This is a genomic window from Streptomyces sp. NPDC030995, assembly GCF_055571215.1.
In genome coordinates, this window is sequence record NZ_JBVIFS010000003.1 from 136,904 (window position 1) to 153,760 (window position 16,857).

Annotated in this window: 17 protein-coding genes and 1 tRNA gene; 8 read left to right on the top strand and 10 right to left on the bottom strand. The window is 72.6% G+C overall.

Annotated elements, in window-relative coordinates; translation table 11 throughout:
• Positions 1–5: 5 nt before the first annotated feature.
• The 6 genes from ACZ45T_RS06840 to ACZ45T_RS06865 form a co-directional block, all read right to left on the bottom strand.
• Complete coding sequence (locus ACZ45T_RS06840; RefSeq protein WP_468438232.1) at positions 6–1,073, bottom strand: phosphotransferase family protein; 1,068 nt, start codon at positions 1,071–1,073, stop codon at positions 6–8.
• Positions 1,074–1,263: 190 nt separating this feature from the next.
• Entirely contained in the window at positions 1,264–2,175 is a 912-nt protein-coding gene (locus tag ACZ45T_RS06845; protein WP_468438233.1) for an MBL fold metallo-hydrolase, read from the bottom strand.
• Positions 2,176–2,285: 110 nt separating this feature from the next.
• Positions 2,286–2,582, bottom strand: a complete 297-nt coding sequence (locus tag ACZ45T_RS06850; RefSeq protein WP_468438235.1) for a hypothetical protein — start codon at positions 2,580–2,582, stop codon at positions 2,286–2,288.
• An 82-nt stretch (positions 2,583–2,664) separates the two neighbouring features.
• On the bottom strand, positions 2,665–3,021 hold the full coding sequence (locus ACZ45T_RS06855; protein ID WP_468438237.1) for a DUF202 domain-containing protein: 357 nt from the start codon (positions 3,019–3,021) through the stop codon (positions 2,665–2,667).
• Positions 3,018–3,416, bottom strand: coding sequence for a YidH family protein (locus ACZ45T_RS06860; protein ID WP_468438239.1), 399 nt, complete (start codon positions 3,414–3,416; stop codon positions 3,018–3,020). Before ACZ45T_RS06860 ends, ACZ45T_RS06855 begins: the two co-directional genes overlap by 4 nt.
• Positions 3,417–3,425: 9 nt before the next feature.
• Positions 3,426–3,956 carry an NUDIX domain-containing protein gene (locus ACZ45T_RS06865; RefSeq protein ID WP_468438241.1) on the bottom strand — a complete coding sequence of 177 codons (531 nt, stop codon included), beginning with the start codon at positions 3,954–3,956 and terminating at the stop codon, positions 3,426–3,428.
• 76 nt (positions 3,957–4,032) lie between these two features.
• Between ACZ45T_RS06865 and ACZ45T_RS06870 the strand changes: the two genes are divergently transcribed.
• The gene (locus tag ACZ45T_RS06870; RefSeq protein WP_468438242.1) at positions 4,033–5,688 is read left to right on the top strand and encodes an FAD-binding dehydrogenase; all 1,656 of its coding nucleotides are present in this window, start codon (positions 4,033–4,035) and stop codon (positions 5,686–5,688) included.
• Between the two features lie 3 nt (positions 5,689–5,691).
• Here the strand turns inward: ACZ45T_RS06870 and ACZ45T_RS06875 are convergent, their stop codons facing one another.
• Complete coding sequence (locus tag ACZ45T_RS06875; protein WP_468438244.1) at positions 5,692–6,120, bottom strand: ASCH domain-containing protein; 429 nt, start codon at positions 6,118–6,120, stop codon at positions 5,692–5,694.
• A 181-nt stretch (positions 6,121–6,301) separates the two neighbouring features.
• On the opposite strand from ACZ45T_RS06875, the gene ACZ45T_RS06880 reads away from it, so the two are divergent.
• From ACZ45T_RS06880 to ACZ45T_RS06890, 3 genes are all read left to right on the top strand, one after another.
• Positions 6,302–7,246 (top strand): hypothetical protein, encoded by a 945-nt coding sequence (locus tag ACZ45T_RS06880; protein ID WP_468438246.1) that lies wholly within the window; start codon positions 6,302–6,304, stop codon positions 7,244–7,246.
• An 80-nt stretch (positions 7,247–7,326) separates the two neighbouring features.
• Positions 7,327–8,898: an APC family permease gene (locus tag ACZ45T_RS06885; RefSeq protein ID WP_468438248.1), complete on the top strand. Its 1,572-nt coding sequence runs from the start codon at positions 7,327–7,329 to the stop codon at positions 8,896–8,898.
• Positions 8,899–9,117: 219 nt separating this feature from the next.
• Complete coding sequence (locus ACZ45T_RS06890; RefSeq protein ID WP_468438720.1) at positions 9,118–10,557, top strand: amino acid permease; 1,440 nt, start codon at positions 9,118–9,120, stop codon at positions 10,555–10,557.
• Between the two features lie 105 nt (positions 10,558–10,662).
• Here ACZ45T_RS06890 and ACZ45T_RS06895 read toward each other — a convergent pair.
• Positions 10,663–10,747, bottom strand: a tRNA-Leu gene (locus ACZ45T_RS06895).
• Between the two features lie 168 nt (positions 10,748–10,915).
• Here ACZ45T_RS06895 and ACZ45T_RS06900 point away from each other — a divergent pair.
• From ACZ45T_RS06900 to ACZ45T_RS06910, 3 genes are all read left to right on the top strand, one after another.
• Entirely contained in the window at positions 10,916–12,241 is a 1,326-nt protein-coding gene (locus ACZ45T_RS06900; RefSeq protein WP_468133966.1) for a M20/M25/M40 family metallo-hydrolase, read from the top strand.
• A 130-nt stretch (positions 12,242–12,371) separates the two neighbouring features.
• The gene (chpH, locus tag ACZ45T_RS06905; protein WP_360887686.1) at positions 12,372–12,605 is read left to right on the top strand and encodes a chaplin ChpH; all 234 of its coding nucleotides are present in this window, start codon (positions 12,372–12,374) and stop codon (positions 12,603–12,605) included.
• Positions 12,606–12,738: 133 nt separating this feature from the next.
• Positions 12,739–13,434 (top strand): chaplin, encoded by a 696-nt coding sequence (locus ACZ45T_RS06910; protein ID WP_468438250.1) that lies wholly within the window; start codon positions 12,739–12,741, stop codon positions 13,432–13,434.
• A gap of 66 nt (positions 13,435–13,500) precedes the next feature.
• On the opposite strand, the gene ACZ45T_RS06915 is transcribed toward ACZ45T_RS06910, so the two are convergent.
• A complete protein-coding gene (locus tag ACZ45T_RS06915) occupies positions 13,501–13,689 on the bottom strand; it encodes a DUF5703 family protein (RefSeq protein WP_030037337.1) in 189 nt (62 codons plus the stop codon).
• Between the two features lie 47 nt (positions 13,690–13,736).
• Between ACZ45T_RS06915 and ACZ45T_RS06920 the strand changes: the two genes are divergently transcribed.
• On the top strand, positions 13,737–14,396 hold the full coding sequence (locus tag ACZ45T_RS06920) for a hypothetical protein (protein ID WP_468438252.1): 660 nt from the start codon (positions 13,737–13,739) through the stop codon (positions 14,394–14,396).
• Between the two features lie 70 nt (positions 14,397–14,466).
• Here the strand turns inward: ACZ45T_RS06920 and ACZ45T_RS06925 are convergent, their stop codons facing one another.
• Positions 14,467–16,821: a helix-hairpin-helix domain-containing protein gene (locus ACZ45T_RS06925; protein WP_468438722.1), complete on the bottom strand. Its 2,355-nt coding sequence runs from the start codon at positions 16,819–16,821 to the stop codon at positions 14,467–14,469.
• Between the last annotated feature and the right edge of the window lie 36 nt (positions 16,822–16,857).

Below are 16,857 nucleotides of genomic sequence, written 5' to 3' on the forward strand. Positions count from 1 at the left end.
GTGCCTCAGCCTTCCTGGCGGTCAGAGTTCGTGGGGGCCTGGAGGGTGGTCAGGCCGTGCTCGATGAAGACCGGGACCAGCTCGCCGATCCGGTCGAAGCCCGCACCGACGGTCTGCCCGAGCGTGTAGCGGTGGTGGATGCCTTCGAGGATCACCGCGAGCTTGAACCAGGCGAAGGCCGTGTACCAGGCGATGGCTCCGGTGTCCCGGCCGGAGCGGGCGGCGTACCGCTCGACCAGCTCGGCGGGTGTCGGGTGGCCCGGCGCTCCGCTCGTCGTGCTGACCGGAGATTCGGTCAGGCCGAGGTCCGAGCTGTACATCACGAGCAGCCCGAGATCGGTCAGCGGATCCCCCAGCGTGGACATCTCCCAGTCCAGCACCGCCCGGATCGTGTCGTCCGGGCCGCCGATCAGGACGTTGTCGAGCCGGAAGTCCCCGTGGACCACGGTCGGGGCGGGGGAGTCGGGCACCGCCCGGCCGAGCGCGGCGTGCAGCTCGTCGATCCCGGCGAGCTCCCGCCCCCGCGAGGCCGCGAGCTGCTTGCCCCAGCGGCGCAACTGCCGGTCGAGGAAGCCCTCGGGCCGGCCGAAGTCGCCCAGGCCCACCGCCTCCGGGTCCACCGCGTGCAGCTCGACCAGGGTGTCCACCAGGCCCAGCACCGCCCGCCGGGTGCGCTCCGGGCCGAGCGCGGCGAGCTCGCCGGCCGTCCGGTACGGCACCCCGTCCACGTACTCCATGACGTAGAACGGCGCCCCGAGCACGGCCTCGTCCTCGCACAGCAGCACCGGCTCGGGCACCGGCACGGCCGTGCCGTGCAGCGCCTCGATCACCCGGTGCTCGCGCCGCATGTCGTGCGCGGTGGCCAGCACGTGGCCCAGCGGCGGCCGGCGCACCACCCAGCGGGCGGTCCCGTCGGTGATCTCGTACGTGAGGTTCGACCGGCCGCCTTCGATCAGCCGGCCGCGCAGGGCCCCGGCCACGAGGCCCGGCCGCGCCCGGTCGAGATGGCCGCGCAGCCGCTCCAGGTCCAGGCCGCGCGGGCCGGCCGCTGCTGAGGCTGAGGCTGGGCTCATCGTGTGCACCTCCGTGCGGGTTGACGTCGGATGTCCGTGAGCCATCATGCCGACCAGTCGGTATGCCGTCCAGAGCGCGGGCCGAAGGAAACCCCTCCGGCCCGAAACCCCTCCGCCCCGAAACCCCTCCGGCCCGAAGCCCCTCCGCCCCGGAACGCCTCCGGCCCGCGGCAAGGCACCGCCTACGGCATCACGCGTGGCAGAGGATCGGCGTTCCGCCGTTCATCACCGTCATGTCCGTCAGGACCGCCAGGATGTCGAGCGGTGCACCCTCCGGTTCCCCGGCCAGTTCCGCGTACGCCCGGTGCACGTTCGCCACCAGCCGCTCGCTCTCCCGCCAGGCGGCGAACTCGCCCAGATCGGCCTGGCGGGCCACCTCCAGCGGGGTCAGCCCCTTCGCCCGTCCCTCGCGGGCGAGCTCCGCCACGTACCGCAGATAGCGCTCGGTGGCCTCGTAGGCTGAAGAATCGGTCAGCGGCCCGTGCCCGGGTACGACGGTCTCCGCGTCCAGCGAGCGCAGCAGCTCCAGCGCCCGCAGGGAACCGGCGAGCGAGCCCATCGCCAGGAACGGCGTCCCCTCGGCGAAGACCAGGTCGCCGGTGAAGACCACCCGCTGCCGGGGCAGCCACACGATCGAGTCCCCGGTGGTGTGGGCCACGCCGGGGTGGATGACCTGCACCTCCGTCTCGCCCACGTGCAGGGTGGCCCGGTCGCTGTAGGTGAGATCGGGTGCGGTGATGTCTATCGCGCCGAAGTCGGTCGCGGGCCAGATCATCTCCAGCTGGTGCCCGGCGGCGAGCTGCTCGGACCGCGCGTTGTCGTGCCCGAGGATCAGCGCCTCGGGGGCGAACACGCCGTTGCCGTAGGTGTGGTCGCCGTGGTGGTGGGTGTTCACCACGGTGCGGGGGAGCGGCACCCCGGCCGCCACGACCGCATCGCGCAGCGCCAGTGCCCGCCGCTCGGTGGCCGCGGTGTCGATGAGCAGGGTCCGGCCGCCGTCGCTCACGAAACCGGCGTTGTTCAGGCACCAGCCGCCGTCCGGCTGGACGTAGGCGTACACGCCCGGCGCGGGCTGGACGAGGTACGGCTCTTCGACGGGCATCTGCGCTCTCCCCACATCGCTTTGACAGGCGGTCAGCATCCTGCCAGCCGCTGCCGCGCCGGGGGGAGAGCGGGTGCCCTGACTGACCGACTGACTGACTGATCCTTCAGTCAGTGGTCGTCGTAGTGCCCGTCGTGGGCCGCATGCCGGTGCCCGTCGTGCAGATAGTCGACGTGGTCACCGTGCTGGACCGTGTCGTGCCCGCAGCCCGCGCCGTGCGCGTGCGCGTGGCTCTCGTGCGCGGTGTGCCCCGAGGGCTCGCACTCGTCCCAGTGCCCCGAGTGCTCCCGGTGCAGATGGCCGTCGTGCGCGTAGTCGACGTGATCGCCGTGCGGGACCGCCTGGTGTCCGCAGTCCGCGCCGTGCGTGTGCTGGTGCGTGGGATGTTCGTGGTGCATGGTCGTCATGGCGCCGAGATTAGTGTGGATCGCCGGGTATCGCCCGTTGTGTTCGAGTGGCGCGGAGAAGCCTGATCATCAGACCGCCGGGTCAGACGATCACCGCCATCGCGAACACCGCCAGCGCCACCGTGCACGCCACCGCCGCCACCGCCGCCGGCGGCGCGAGCACCGTCGGCCGGCCGGCCGCCAGCGCCCGGATCCGCCGGTGCGCCACCCACAGGAACGCCAGCCAGGCCAGCGCGATCACCGCCGCCCCCACCAGCTCCGCCGCCGCGCCGGACCCGCGCAGCGCCTGCCGCAGCGCCAGCACCAGCACGACCGAGGAGGCCAGCGTCGTACGCCGCCACGCGAGCCGCGTCCGCTCCGGCTGCAACCCGGCGTCGCGCTGCTCGCCGCCCGCGTCATCGCCGCCCGCGTCATCGCGGCTCGCGCCGGTGGGACTCACCGCCCCGTCGTCCAGCCCAGCAGCACGACCACCACCATCGTCACCGCGACCAGCCCCACGCCCAGACTCAGCACCACCGGGAACCGAGACACCGGCAGATCCTCACCCCGCCGCATCGCCCGCTCGCACCGCACCCAGTGGTTCACCGCCCGCAGCGCGCAGGCCGCGCCCACCGCGAGCAGCGCGAAGGCCATCCCGACCCGCACCCCCCACCGCAGGTCGGGCAGGAACTGGTCGACGGCGAAACCGCCGCCCACCAGCGCCAGCGCGGTCCGGATCCAGGCCAGGAAGGTCCGCTCGTTGGCCAGCGAGAAGCGGTAGTCGGGGGTCTCGCCCTCGTCCTTGAGCCGCGATGGTGCGAACCAGAGGCGCAGGTCCTTGACGAAGTCGATCACCCGCCCAATCTACTGGCGCAGCTCCCGGAACTCCCGCAGCCGCCGGTACGCCTCCAGCCCGTCCGGCACCCATGCCCACTCCCCGTCCCCGACCCGCCGGTCCAGCTCCTCCGGCGAGAGGTACGTGTGCCAGTCGACCTCCGACACCTGCGGGGACACCGGCTGCTCGCACCGCACCTCGTGGACGTACGACCACCAGGCCCCGCCCGGGCCCTCGTACAGGAACTTGAACAGCGGCACGGGCTGCGGCAGTCCCCGTACCCCCAGCTCCTCCTCGGCCTCCCGCAGCGCGGCCTGCGCGTAGCTCTCGCCGGCGCCCAGCACCCCGCCCACGAACATGTCGTAGTACGAGGGGAAGACGAGCTTGGAGGCGGTCCGCCGGTGCACGAAGATCCGGCCTTCCGCATCCCTCGCCTGCACGAACACACAGCGGTGGATCAGCCCGCCCGCGTACACCTCACCGCGCGGGGCCCGCCCGACCACCCGGTCGTCCCGGTCCACCACGTCCAGCACTTCATCAGCGGCACTCACACAGGTCATCCAACCACCGCTGTTGACTGGTTACCGCTCCGTAGCCAAGGATCTGCCCCACCATCGACGGAGGACGGGTAACCGCATGACGTACGACGCAGACGTGATCGTGATCGGAGCCGGGCTCGCGGGCCTCGTGGCCACCGCCGAGCTCGTCGACGCGGGCCGCAAGGTCATCCTGCTCGACCAGGAGCCGGAGCAGTCCATCGGCGGCCAGGCGCACTGGTCCTTCGGCGGCCTGTTCTTCGTGGACTCGCCCGAGCAGCGCCGGATGCGGATCAAGGACAGCCACGACCTCGCCCTCCAGGACTGGCTGGGCACCGCCGGATTCGACCGCGAGGAGGACGCCTGGCCGCGCCGCTGGGCCGAGGCCTACGTCGACTTCGCGGCCGGTGAGAAGCGCCCCTGGCTGCACGCGCAGGGCGTCCGCTTCTTCCCCGTCGTCGGCTGGGCGGAGCGCGGCGGTTACGGCGCCAACGGCCACGGCAACTCCGTCCCCCGCTTCCACATCACCTGGGGCACCGGCCCCGGCCTGGTGGAGCCCTTCGAGCGGCGCGTCCGCGCCGGGGTGGCCCGCGGCCTGGTCCAGCTGAAGTTCCGCCACCGGGTCACCGGGCTCTCCGCGACGGCCGGCGCGGTGGACACCGTGACGGGCGAGATCCTGGAGCCCTCCGACGCCGTACGGGGCACCGCGAGCAGCCGCGAGGCCGCCGGGTCCTTCTCCCTGCGGGCCCAGGCCGTGATCGTGACCAGCGGCGGCATCGGCGGCAACCACGACCTCGTGCGCAAGCAGTGGCCCGCCCGGCTCGGCACCCCGCCGCAGCGGATGCTCTCCGGGGTCCCCGCCCACGTGGACGGCCTGATGCTCGGCATCGCGGAGGAGGCGGGCGCCAGTCACATCAACAAGGACCGGATGTGGCACTACACCGAGGGCATCGAGAACTGGAACCCGATCTGGGCCAGGCACGGCATCCGCATCCTGCCCGGCCCGTCCCCGCTGTGGCTGGACGCGACCGGCAAGCGGCTGCCCGTGCCGCTCTTCCCGGGCTTCGACACCCTCGGCACCCTCGACCACATCATGAAGACCGGCCACGACCACACCTGGTTCGTGCTCAACCAGCGCGTCATCGGCAAGGAGTTCGCCCTCTCCGGCTCCGAGCAGAACCCCGACCTCACCGGCAGATCGATCCGCGACGTCATCTCCCGCGCCCGCCAGGCCGTACCCGCCCCGGTCAAGGCCTTCATGGACAACGGCGCCGACTTCGTCGTCGAGCGGGACCTGTCCGCCCTGGTGCGCGGGATGAACGCGGTGACCAAGGAGGACCTCCTCGACGAGGCCGCCGTCCGGGCCGAGATCGTGGCCCGCGACCGGGAGATCGCCAACCCCTTCACCAAGGACCTCCAGGTGACGGCCATCCGCGGCGCCCGCAGGTACCTCGGCGACAAGCTGATCCGCACGGCCGCCCCGCACCGGATCCTGGACCCCGAGGCCGGCCCGCTGATCGCGGTACGGCTCTCGATCCTGACCCGAAAGTCCCTGGGCGGTCTGGAGACCGACCTCTCCTCGCGCGTCCTGACCGCGGCGGGCGAACCGCTGCCCGGCGTCTACGCGGCGGGCGAGGCGGCCGGATTCGGCGGCGGCGGGGTCCACGGCTACCGGGCTCTGGAGGGCACCTTCCTCGGCGGGTGCATCTTCTCGGGGCGGGCGGCGGGCCGCGCCGCCGCCCGCGCGGTCGCCTGACCGTCAGGCGGACGGCGTCTCGGTGACCCGGAACCGCTCCGCGACGACGAGCGTGTCGTCGTCGACCGTGAACCCCGGGTCACCGATCGCCGCGCGCACCGGTCCGCTGTGCCAGAACCCCTCGTGTGCCGTACGCCATTCGGCCACCGACGCGTACCCCTCGCCCTCGTCGAGCGCGTGCCGCAGCCCGACGTCCCCGAGCCGCAGCACCTCCACGGCCGTCACCTCCACCACCGCCACCCCGCGCTCGGCTGAGTCGACCAGCATGCCCCGGGCCCCGGGCTCCGGCAGCGGCTCGCCCTCGGCCTCGTACTCCGCGAGCAGGCCGGTGGTGCTGGTCTTCGCCCCGCTCAGCACGGCCGCGACCAACTGGTCGCGCAACGGGCCGGGAAACCCCAGCAAGTACGGGGGCAGATCGTCGTGTCCAGTCATGGCGCCCACCCTACGGCGCGCGGGCGAAGGCTCCCCGAACCGGCGCAATCACCACAACTCACACGACATCCACAGCAGTTGAAACCCGCCAGGCGGTGGGCTGGACCTTGACGTGGAGCTGTGCGTACCGCTTTGCTGTGCGTGATCACCGGCCGCCCGCGTCCTGGAGGGATACCCGCGGATGTCCCCGCCTCCGCCCCTCGGCCGCGCCCGCAAGCGGGACGCCCAGCTGTTCGACCCGGCCCTGTGCGACGCCGAACTCGTCGACGTACGCACCCAGTTCAACCAGGGCCGCTGGGCCGGCGCCCGCTCCCTCCTCGTCGGCACCGGCGACGACTGGGACCGCAGGGGCCACCGCGTCGTCGTCCTCGCCCAGACCCGGGCCGCCACCGCCTGGGCCCGCGAATGGCTGCTCGCCGAGCCCGAGAGCGCCGACGCCGCCACCCTCCTCGCCTGCGCCGCGGTCTTCGCCGCCCTGCGCCACAAGGGCACGCCCGGCGACGCCGAGGAAGCCTGCCGCCGGGCCGCCGCCCTGCTCCCCGCCGACCCCACACCCTGGCTCGGCCTGCTCCTGCTCTCCCGCGTCTTCGGCACCGAGGAGGAGTTCAGCCGCCACTTCGACCAGGTCCGGGCCCGCCACCGCGAGCACCACCACGCCCACCACCTGATGGTCGCCCGACTGGCCGAGCGGGCCCTCACCTCCGGCCACGACCCGCTCCACGAGGTCTACGACTTCGCGTCCTGGGCCGCCGAGGAGTCCCCGGCCGACTCCCCGCTCGCCGTGCTCCCCGTCGTCGCCCACGCCGAGCGCTACCGGGTGCTCGCCGCCACGTACGGCCACAGCTCCGAGGCGGCCACCGACCACTGGGCCGGCCGCCGCGCCCGCCAGGTCCTGCGCTCCGCCTTCGACTGGTGGCTGGAATGGGAGCGCGAGGACCACCCCCGCAACCGGGTCGACCTCAACTTCCTCGCCCACGCCAAACTCTGCGAGGGCCGCCCCGCCGAGGCCGCCGCCCTCTTCCACCGCATCGGCAGCCACGCCACCCGGGCCCCCTGGTCCTATCCGGACCGGGACCCGCAGAAGGCCTTCCTCGCCGCGCGCAGGGTAGCGCTCGGCACCGCCTGACACCTCTCTACTACAGCACCGGAAGAACCCGAAGCTCCCTGAAGCTCCCCGAAGGACCACACCCCCGAAAGGACGGCGCCATGCCGACGGGCAGATCCACCACGCTCCAAGACCCGGCCGAGATCCGTACCTACAAGGGCCAGGACCGGGCCCTGCGCGCCGACCGCCTCGGCACCGCCGGCCTGCTGCTCTCCGTGCTCGCCGCCAGCGCGCCCCTGATGGTCGTCGCCGGCGTCATGCCCACGACCTTCGGGGTCATGGGCATCGTCGGCCAGCCGCTGCTCTTCGTCATCCTCGGCGTCGTCCTCGCGCTCTTCAGCATCGGCTACGCCGAGATGAGCCGGCACGTCCACAACGCCGGCGCCTTCTACGCGTACATCGCCCGCGGCCTCGGCCCCACCGCCGGCGCCGCCGCCTCCCTCGTCGCCCTCATCGCGTACAGCGCCATGCAGGTCGGCGTCTACGGCATCCTCGGCTTCGAGATGTCCAGCCTCTTCGCCACCTACCTGGAGATCGAACTCGCCTGGTGGATACCGGCCCTGCTCGCGGTCGCCGTCACCGGAGCGCTCGGCTGGCTCAAGATCGACCTCAACGCCAAGGTGCTCGGCGTCCTCCTCCTCGTCGAGTGCGCCCTCGTCGTGGTCTTCGACTTCGCCGCCCTCACCGAGCCCGGCCCCGAAGGCCTCTCGCTCCACGCCTTCAACCCCGAGACCCTCAGCGGAGCCGGTCTCGGCACCGCCCTCTGCTTCTGCATCGCCGCCTTCGTCGGCTTCGAGCAGTCCCCGGTGTACGCCGAGGAGACCAGCAAGCCGCACATCGTCGTCTCCCGGGTGATGTTCCTCGCCGTCGGCTTCGTCGCCCTCTTCTTCGCCCTCAGCGCCTGGGCCCTCACCGTCGCCACCGGCCCCGCCGAGGTGGTCAAGACGTCCGGCGAAGCCGGTCCCGGCCTGCTCTTCCAGCTCACCGAGACCCGCCTGGGCACCACCTTCACCGACGTCCTGCACGTCCTCTTCGTGACCGGCATGTTCGCGGCCATGCTCAGCTTCCACAACGTGGTCGCCCGCTACGCCTTCGCCATGGGCCGCGAGGGCCTGCTCCCGGCCGCCTTCGGCCGCACCAACGCCGGCACCGGCGCCCCCGCCACCGGCTCCCTCCTGCAGACCGTCATCGCCGCCCTCGTCGTGATCGCCTTCGCCGTCACCGCGGACGAGGTGCCCGCCGACCCCAGCTTCCCGGTGCAGCTCCCCGACCCCACCGCCCCCGTCCTGCACCTGTTCACCTGGATGGGCAACGTCGGCGCCCTCGGTGTGACCCTCCTCATGGCCGCCGCCTCCTTCGCGGTCATCGCCTTCTTCGTCCGCCGGGGCACCGCCGGCGCCCAGGTCTGGCGCCTCGTCTCGGCCGGCGCCGCCGGCCTCGCGCTGCTCGCCATCGCCGCCTACACCGTCAAGGACTTCGACGTCCTGGTCGGCGCCGAGAAGGGCTCCGCGCTCAGCTGGGTCCTGCCCGGCATCATCGGCGCCGCCGTGGTGATCGGCCTGCTGTACGGAGCGGTGCTGCGCCGCAGCCGCCCCGAGGTGCACGCTCGTATCGGCCTGGGGAACGAGGCCTTCCGCCTCGACCAGGCGGCGGAGGCCACTCCGGGCGACTGACCTCGCTTTCCAGCTTCTACGAAGCCCCCGGCGCCCGTTTCCAAGGTCGTCGGGGGCTTCGGTGCGTAAGGGGTCGATTTTGGCGGGGGGCGGACCCTCATGGTCTCCTGGGGCGACAAAATCACCGGACCATGACACAGGGGACACCACCCAGCTCCCCTGCGCGCGGTCCGGGCCTGCCTGTCCGAACCCACGAAGGCGAAGTCATACATGAGTGACCTGAGTGACCGCACCTTGACCGAGGCACCCGCCCCGGCGTCGTCCCGCCATGTCGACGCCGGTGACGAGGGCTACAGCAAGGACCTCAAGTCCCGCCACATCAACATGATCGCGATCGGCGGAGCGATAGGCACCGGCCTGTTCCTCGGCGCCGGCGGCCGCCTCGCCGGTGCGGGCCCCTCCCTCGCGATCGCCTACGCGGTGTGCGGCGTCTTCGCCTTCTTCGTCGTGCGGGCGCTCGGCGAGCTCGTCCTCTACCGCCCGTCCTCCGGTGCCTTCGTCTCCTACGCCCGTGAGTTCATGGGGGAGAAGGGCGCCTACACGGCCGGCTGGCTGTACTTCCTGAACTGGTCCACGACCACCGTCGCCGACATCACCGCCGCCGCGACCTACGCCCACTTCTGGTCGATGTTCACCGACGTCCCCCAGTGGGTCCTCGCCTTCATCGCCCTCGCCGTCGTCCTCACCGCCAACCTGATCTCGGTGAAGTACTTCGGTGAGATGGAGTTCTGGTTCTCCCTGGTCAAGGTCGCCGCCCTGGTGATCTTCCTGATCGTCGGCATCTGGCTCGTCGCCACCAGCCACGAGATCGGCGGCCACACCCCCGGCCTCGACTCCATCACCGACAACGGCGGCATCTTCCCCACCGGCGTCCTGCCGATGCTCCTGGTGATCCAGGGCGTGGTCTTCGCGTACGCCTCCGTCGAGCTCTGCGGAGTCGCCGCCGGCGAGACCGAGAACCCCGAGAAGATCATGCCGAAGGCGATCAACTCGATCATGTGGCGCGTGGGCCTCTTCTACGTCGGCTCCGTGGTCCTGCTCGCACTGCTGCTGCCGTACACGGAGTACAGCTCCGACCAGAGCCCCTTCGTCACCGTCTTCGACAAGCTCGGCGTCCCCGGCGCTGCGGGCGTCATGAACCTGGTCGTCCTGACCGCGGCCCTCTCCAGCCTGAACTCCGGCCTCTACTCCACCGGCCGCATCCTGCGCTCGATGTCCCTCTCCGGCTCCGCCCCGAAGTTCACCGGCGTCATGAACAAGGGCAAGGTCCCCTACGGCGGGGTCCTGTTCACCGCCGCCTTCGGCGTCGCCGGTGTCGTCCTGAACTACTTCATGGAGGAGGAGGCCTTCGAGCTCGTCCTCAACTTCGCCTCGCTCGGCATCCTCGGCACCTGGGCGATGGTCATGATCTGTTCGCTCTTCTTCTGGAGCCGTGCGAAGCAGGGCCTGGTGGAACGCCCCGCCTACCGCCTGCCCTGGGCCCCGTACACCCAGATCGTCACGCTGGTCTTCCTCGTGACGGTGCTGGTCCTGATGTGGTGCGACGGCGGTGTGGGCCGCACCACGGTCATGTTCGTCCCGGTCATCGGCGCCGCCCTGGTCGGCGGCTGGTACCTGGTCCGCGGCCGGGTGGCCGAAATCGCCGCCTCCCGCGACTGACGCCCCCGAGCCCGTACGGAGCCCCGCGCGCGGGGCCCCGTACGGGCTTTTCCGCACCCTCGGCACAACGAAAAAGGACCCCGCCGAAGCGGGGTCCTTCTCTTGTGTCCGAGGGGGGACTTGAACCCCCACGCCCGATAAAGGGCACTAGCACCTCAAGCTAGCGCGTCTGCCATTCCGCCACCCGGACAAGGTGTCTGTCTCGCGTCCCTCGCGGGCCGTTCCGACGTGGAAAACATTACCAAACATTCCGGGGTCCTCGATCACACCCCCCGACGGCCGGGGATCGCCCTTGGGGAGAGCGGCCGGGAGCGGGAGGATGGGAGGCGTTCGGTACCGATCAGTGGGAGGAAGCAGCGTGAGCGAGTCGAGCGCGGGCAGGACCGTCTCCGGTGAGGACGAGGTCGTCGACCTCTGCCGGGACCTCATCCGGATCGACACCAGCAATTACGGAGACCACTCGGGCCCCGGAGAGCGCAAGGCGGCCGAGTGGGTCGCCGAGAAGCTCGCCGAGGTCGGGCTGGAGCCTCAGATCTTCGAATCGCACAAGGGGCGCGCCTCGACGGTGGCGCGGATCGAGGGGGAGGACCCCTCGCGGCCCGCGCTGCTCATCCACGGGCACACCGACGTCGTCCCGGCCAATGCCGCCGACTGGACGTACGACCCCTTCGCGGGCGAGATCGCCGACGGCTGCGTGTGGGGCCGCGGCGCGGTCGACATGAAGGACATGGACGCGATGACGCTCGCCGTCGTACGCGACCGGATGCGCAGCGGGCGCAAGCCCCCGCGCGACATCGTGCTGGCCTTCCTCGCCGACGAGGAGGCGGGCGGCATCTACGGGGCGCGGCACCTCGTCGACAAGCACCCGGGCCTGTTCGAGGGCGTCACCGAGGCGATCGGCGAGGTCGGCGGCTTCTCCTTCACGGTGAACGAGAACCTGCGGCTCTATCTCGTGGAGACCGCCCAGAAGGGCATGCACTGGATGCGGCTCACGGTGGAGGGCACCGCGGGCCACGGCTCCATGACCAACAACGACAACGCCATCACGGAGCTGTGCGAGGCCGTGGGGCGGCTCGGCCGCCACCAGTGGCCGGTGCGCGTGACCAAGACCGTACGGAGCTTCCTGGACGAGCTCTCGGACGCGCTCGGGACCCCGCTGGACCCCGACAACATGGACGCCACGCTCGCCAAGCTCGGCGGCATCGCCAAGATGGTCGGCGCGACGCTGCGCAACTCCGCCGCCCCGACCATGCTCGGCGCCGGCTACAAGGTCAACGTCATCCCCGGCCAGGCGACCGCCCACGTCGACGGCCGCTTCCTGCCAGGCTACGAGGACGAGTTCTTCGCCGACCTGGACCGCATCCTCGGCCCGCGCGTGAAGCGGGAGGACGTACACGGCGACAAGGCGCTGGAGACGGACTTCGACGGCCGGCTGGTGGACGCCATGCAGGGCGCCCTCAAGGCCGAGGACCCGATCGCGCGGGCGGTCCCGTACATGCTCTCGGGCGGCACGGACGCCAAGTCCTTCGACGACCTCGGCATCCGCTGCTTCGGCTTCGCGCCGCTGCAGCTGCCGCCGGAGCTGGACTTCGCCGGGATGTTCCACGGCGTGGACGAGCGGGTGCCGGTGGACGGACTGAAGTTCGGCGTGCGGGTGCTCGACCGATTCATCGACAACGCCTGAGAATCGAGAAGGTGTGCGCATTCCACTGAGAAGAGTGAATGCACTCATAAGCTCGTAGCCCTGGTGATCCCTCCTCGTTACAGGTGGTGCGGTCCGCGGCTGGGACCGCACTTGCCTACTAGGAGGAACAATGCTCAAGAAGGTTGCTGCTGCTGCGGCTGCCACCGGTGGTCTGGTTCTCGCGGGTGCGGGCCTGGCTGTCGCCGACGCGGGTGCCCAGGGTGCGGCCATCGGCTCCCCCGGCGTCCTGTCCGGCAACGTCGTCCAGGTTCCGGTTCACATCCCCGTGAACGTCTGCGGCAACACGGTGAACGTCATCGCGCTGCTCAACCCGGCCTTCGGCAACACCTGCGTCAACGCCTGACGCTTCTGAAGACCTGGCCCCGGAACGCATTCCAGCGTTCCGGGGCCGCCGGGCTTTCCGGCACGGAATCTCATCTTCGGCGCAGCAGGCGGGGGAGCCTGGCCGAAACGTACACACCAGGGGACGAGTACAGATGCGACGACAGGCACAGGTCACCAGGAAGACCCTGATCACCATGGCCGCCGCGGGGGGTGTTCTCGCCCTGGGCGGGGGCTACGCACACGCGGACTCCGGCGCCTCGGGGCAGGCCGTGAACTCTCCGGGCGTGCTGTCCGGGAACAACGTGCAGGCGCCCGTGGAGGCGCCGGTGAACCTCTGCGGGAACACGGTCAACGTGATCGCGCTGCTCAACCCGGCCTTCGGGAACCACTGCTCCAACGTCCCGGCCAAGACCGGGCACCCGGGACACCCCGGTCACCCGGGCGGCGGGGACGAGCCCTGTGACGACCACCCGGAGCACCCGGGCAACCCCGGAAATCCGGGCACGCCCGGCGGGAACAACCCGGGCAACCCCGGTACGCCGGGTACGGAGAACCCGACCACTCCCGGCAACCCGGGCACGCCCGGCGGGAACAACCCCGGCACCCCCGGCACGGGCACTCCGGGCACGCCCGGGACGTCCACCGGCTCCGGCACGGGTTCCGTCACTCCGGTCACTCCCGTCACGCCGGTCACCCACCCCGGCCCGGCTGCCGACACCGGGACCGTGGGCGCACCGGGCCTGGCGGCCACGGGCAGCGGTGACGTGCTGACCGCCGGCCTCCCGCTCGCCGGCGGCCTGCTGCTGGCCGGCACCGTGCTCTACCGGCGTGCGCGCAACGCCGCCTGACGGTTGCTCACGACGCGGGCCCCTCCCCCCTGGCTGCCGCTGGGGGTGCCCCCACCGGGGCCCGCGTCACCAGGTCGCGCGGACCTGACGGATGATCCGGCGGCGCAGTCGCACGCGGCGGCTGCCGTCCCGGTGCAGGCTCAGGCGGTCGATTTCCCAGTTCCCGTACTCGGCATGGTCGGTCAGCAGGCGGGTCGCCTCCTTGCGAGGAACGCCGCGGGGCACGTACACGTCGACAAATTCGTATTCCGGCATCGCATCTATTGTGCGGGCAGAGCCCTGCTACGGATAGCGTCTGCTCTATGTCTGATGCCGCTCTGCCCACTGTTGCCGAGGTACGCGCCGCCGCCGAGGCGGTCAAGGCCGCGCTCGACCGTCACCTCGCCGCGGTCGAGCGCAGGATCGGGGACGAGGACCCGGACGTCTACGCCGCGTTCAACGAACTCGCCGCCGCGGCCGAGGAGTACGACGAGCTCCTCTACGACCGCTACGACGAGGTCACCCCCTTCGAGATCCCCACGCCCGAGGACGGTGTCCCGTACACCGGCCCCGCCGAGCCCGCCGCCTTCAGCGTGCTCATCCGCCGCGACTACGCGGTGGTCGAACCGCCGCGGCTGATCGCCCAAGCCGAGCGCGTCGCCGCGCACGACCGGGACGCCGAATTCGTCCAGGACGGCGGCACCGCGGACGCGCTGGGCGTCCTCTTCGGGGAGTACGAGCCCGACGAGATCGCCGCCCGCTGCAAGGACTTCGGGCTGGAGGAGGGTGACTCCACCCTCTGGATCGCGGCCTCGGAGGAGGTGGCGGAGCCGGGGGAGTGGCTCAACTCGCCCTTCGGGCACATCGATCCGCAGGACGTCCTGCACCGGTTCGACGTCAGCTCCGTCTTCGACGAGGGCGAGGACGAAGAGGAGGACGAGGACGAAGGCGAGACCGCGCAGCCGGGGCTCACCCCGGCCTGAGCGCGGCCCGACACGTGCCGGCCACCGTGGCCCCCGCCCCGCAGGGCGGGGGCCACGCCCGTCACCGCGACTACTCCGGCTGCCCGCCCGTCGCCGCGAGGGCCGTCAGCAGGCCCGTCAGCCGCGTCGTACGCGGCTTCGGCAGGACCTCCGCCACCGCGCGCGGCAGCGCCTGGTCGACGCCGTGCACCACCGACAGGTGCCGCTCGGCCCGCCCGAACGCGGTGTAGACCCAGTCCCGCGACAGAGCCTGCGCGGCGTCACCCGGCAGTACGACGACCACCGCCGGCCAGCGCGTGCCCACGGCCTGATGCGCCGTCACCGCCCAGCCGTGCCGCACCTGCGACTCGACGAGGTCCTTCGGTACGACGATCCGCGCGCCCGCGCGGTCCAGGTGCAGCCCCTGCGCGTCGGCCGACACCACCCGGGCCGCCAGCGCCCGCCCGGGGGACGGCACGTGGACGACCCGGTCGCCGGGGTCGAAGCCGCCGAACCGGCCGGGACCGGGGTTCAGCCGCTCCTTCAGGGCGGCGTTCAGCGCGCGGGTGCCCGCGGAGCCGCCGTGGCCCGGGGTGATCACCTGCACGCTGTCCGCCGGGATCCCGAAGGCCCGCGGCACCGACTCGGCCACCAGCTGCACGGCACGGTGCACGGCCTCCCCGGCGTCCTGCACCGGGACGATGACGACCTCCTTGCCGGGGGCGTCGACCTGGTTCAACTCCCCGATCCCGACCCCCGAGACGAGCTCGCCGAGGGGACCGGGATCCGGGGTGCGGGACACCACCTGCGGGCACGTACGGGCCGCCAGCACATCGGCGAACACCCGCCCGGCCCCCGCGGACCCGAGCACTCCGGGGTCCCCGGAGAGCACCAGCCGGGCCCCGTCCGGGACGGACTCGACGAGGGCCGCCGCCGTCTCCACGTCCAGTTGCGGGGCGTCCAGCACCACGAGCAGGTCCAGCGCGAACTGCCCGTCCGCGTCCCGCCCCGGCCCCTCGGCCCCGGCCAGCAGACCCGCCACGGTCACCGCGCCCTCGGCGGGCGCGTGGCCGGCCAGACAGACGCGCAGGCCCAGCTCCCGGGCCGCGGCGACCAGCGCCAACGGCTCGGCGCGGGCCGCCTCGCCGCCGGTGTGGGTGACCAGGCCGTGACCGGCGACGGCGCGGATCAGCTCGGCGCCCGGGCCGCCGGCGGCCCCGGACCAGTCCGCCGGGCCGTCGAAGGTGCTGGCCAGCCGGGCCAGACCGTCGGCCAGGCTCTCCTCGGCCATCGCGGACCCTTCCAGGCCCACGAGGATCCGTACGGGCTGCTCTGTGTCTTCGGCGGATTCGCCGACGGGCGGTCCGAGCGGTTCGTGGAACACCAGCACCGAGCCCTCGGCGATGGCCTGTTCCAGCGCTTCGGCCGGATCCGGCACGGCGTACTGGGCCAGCGCCTTCTGCAGGACCGGAGCCTCCAGGGCGGTGTGCCCCTTGAGCCCGGCCTGGACCAGCAGCCAGCCCACCAGGGCGGTGGTGCGGTGCTCGTCGCCCGGACCGGCCTCGGGGCCCAGCAGGGCCCGCGCGAAGCCGTCGGCCTGGGTCGGGCGCACGGCGGGGACCGCCAGCAGCCGCCAGGGGTTCTCGGTGAGCTGCTCGGCGGCGCCGTCGCCCAGGGCCGCCGCGGCGGCCGCGGCCAGGGCCTCGGGGGCGCCGCCACGGGCCAGCACGGCACCTACGGCACCGACGTCCCGGGCCTCGGGGGCCGAGGCGGGTGCGGGGGCCGGCCGCTGGGGCTGCGGGGGAGCGGGGGCCGCCTTGCGCGGCGCGGCCGGGGCCTCGTCGAAGTAGACGGCCGGCGGCTTCGCGCCGCTCTCCACGGCCCGTACGGCGGCCAGCAGGTCGGCGGCCTTCCCGCTGAGCTTCGCCCCGGCGTCGACGGGCGCCTCGCGCTCGGCCTTGCGCCGGGCGATCCGCTCCCGCTCGACCTTTTGCGCCGCCAACTCGGCTTCGGCTTCGCTGAGCACGGGCTGTGCCTGCGCCCCGGCGTCGGCCCCAGCCCCAGCCCCAGCCCCGGCCTGGGCGTCGGCCTGGGCCCCGGCCTCCGCGTCGGCCCCGGCCTCCGGGGTGGGCCCTGCGGGGCTTTCCCCCACCCCGCCCCTTCCCGAAACCATGGGCTCCGCCCCTGGACCCCGCTCTTCGGCTTCGCCACGGACCGGGCCTTCGGCCCCGTCCGCCGGCTCCGCCGCCGGGCGCCCGTCCCCGCCTGCGGCGGACTCGGGGCGCTGCGCGCCGGGCTCATCCGCGCCTCCGGCAGCCGCCCCCGGCTCGGGGGTCCGGGGCTGCGCCCCTGGAGCTCCGTCACCGGGGTCGCCGGGCTCGGGGGACACCGGATCCGGAGTCGGCTGCGTGGCGTCGGGGTCGGCCGGGGCGGCTGCTGTGGTCATGGGGGTGTCCTCCGTGCTGCTCGGTCCGGCCTGGGC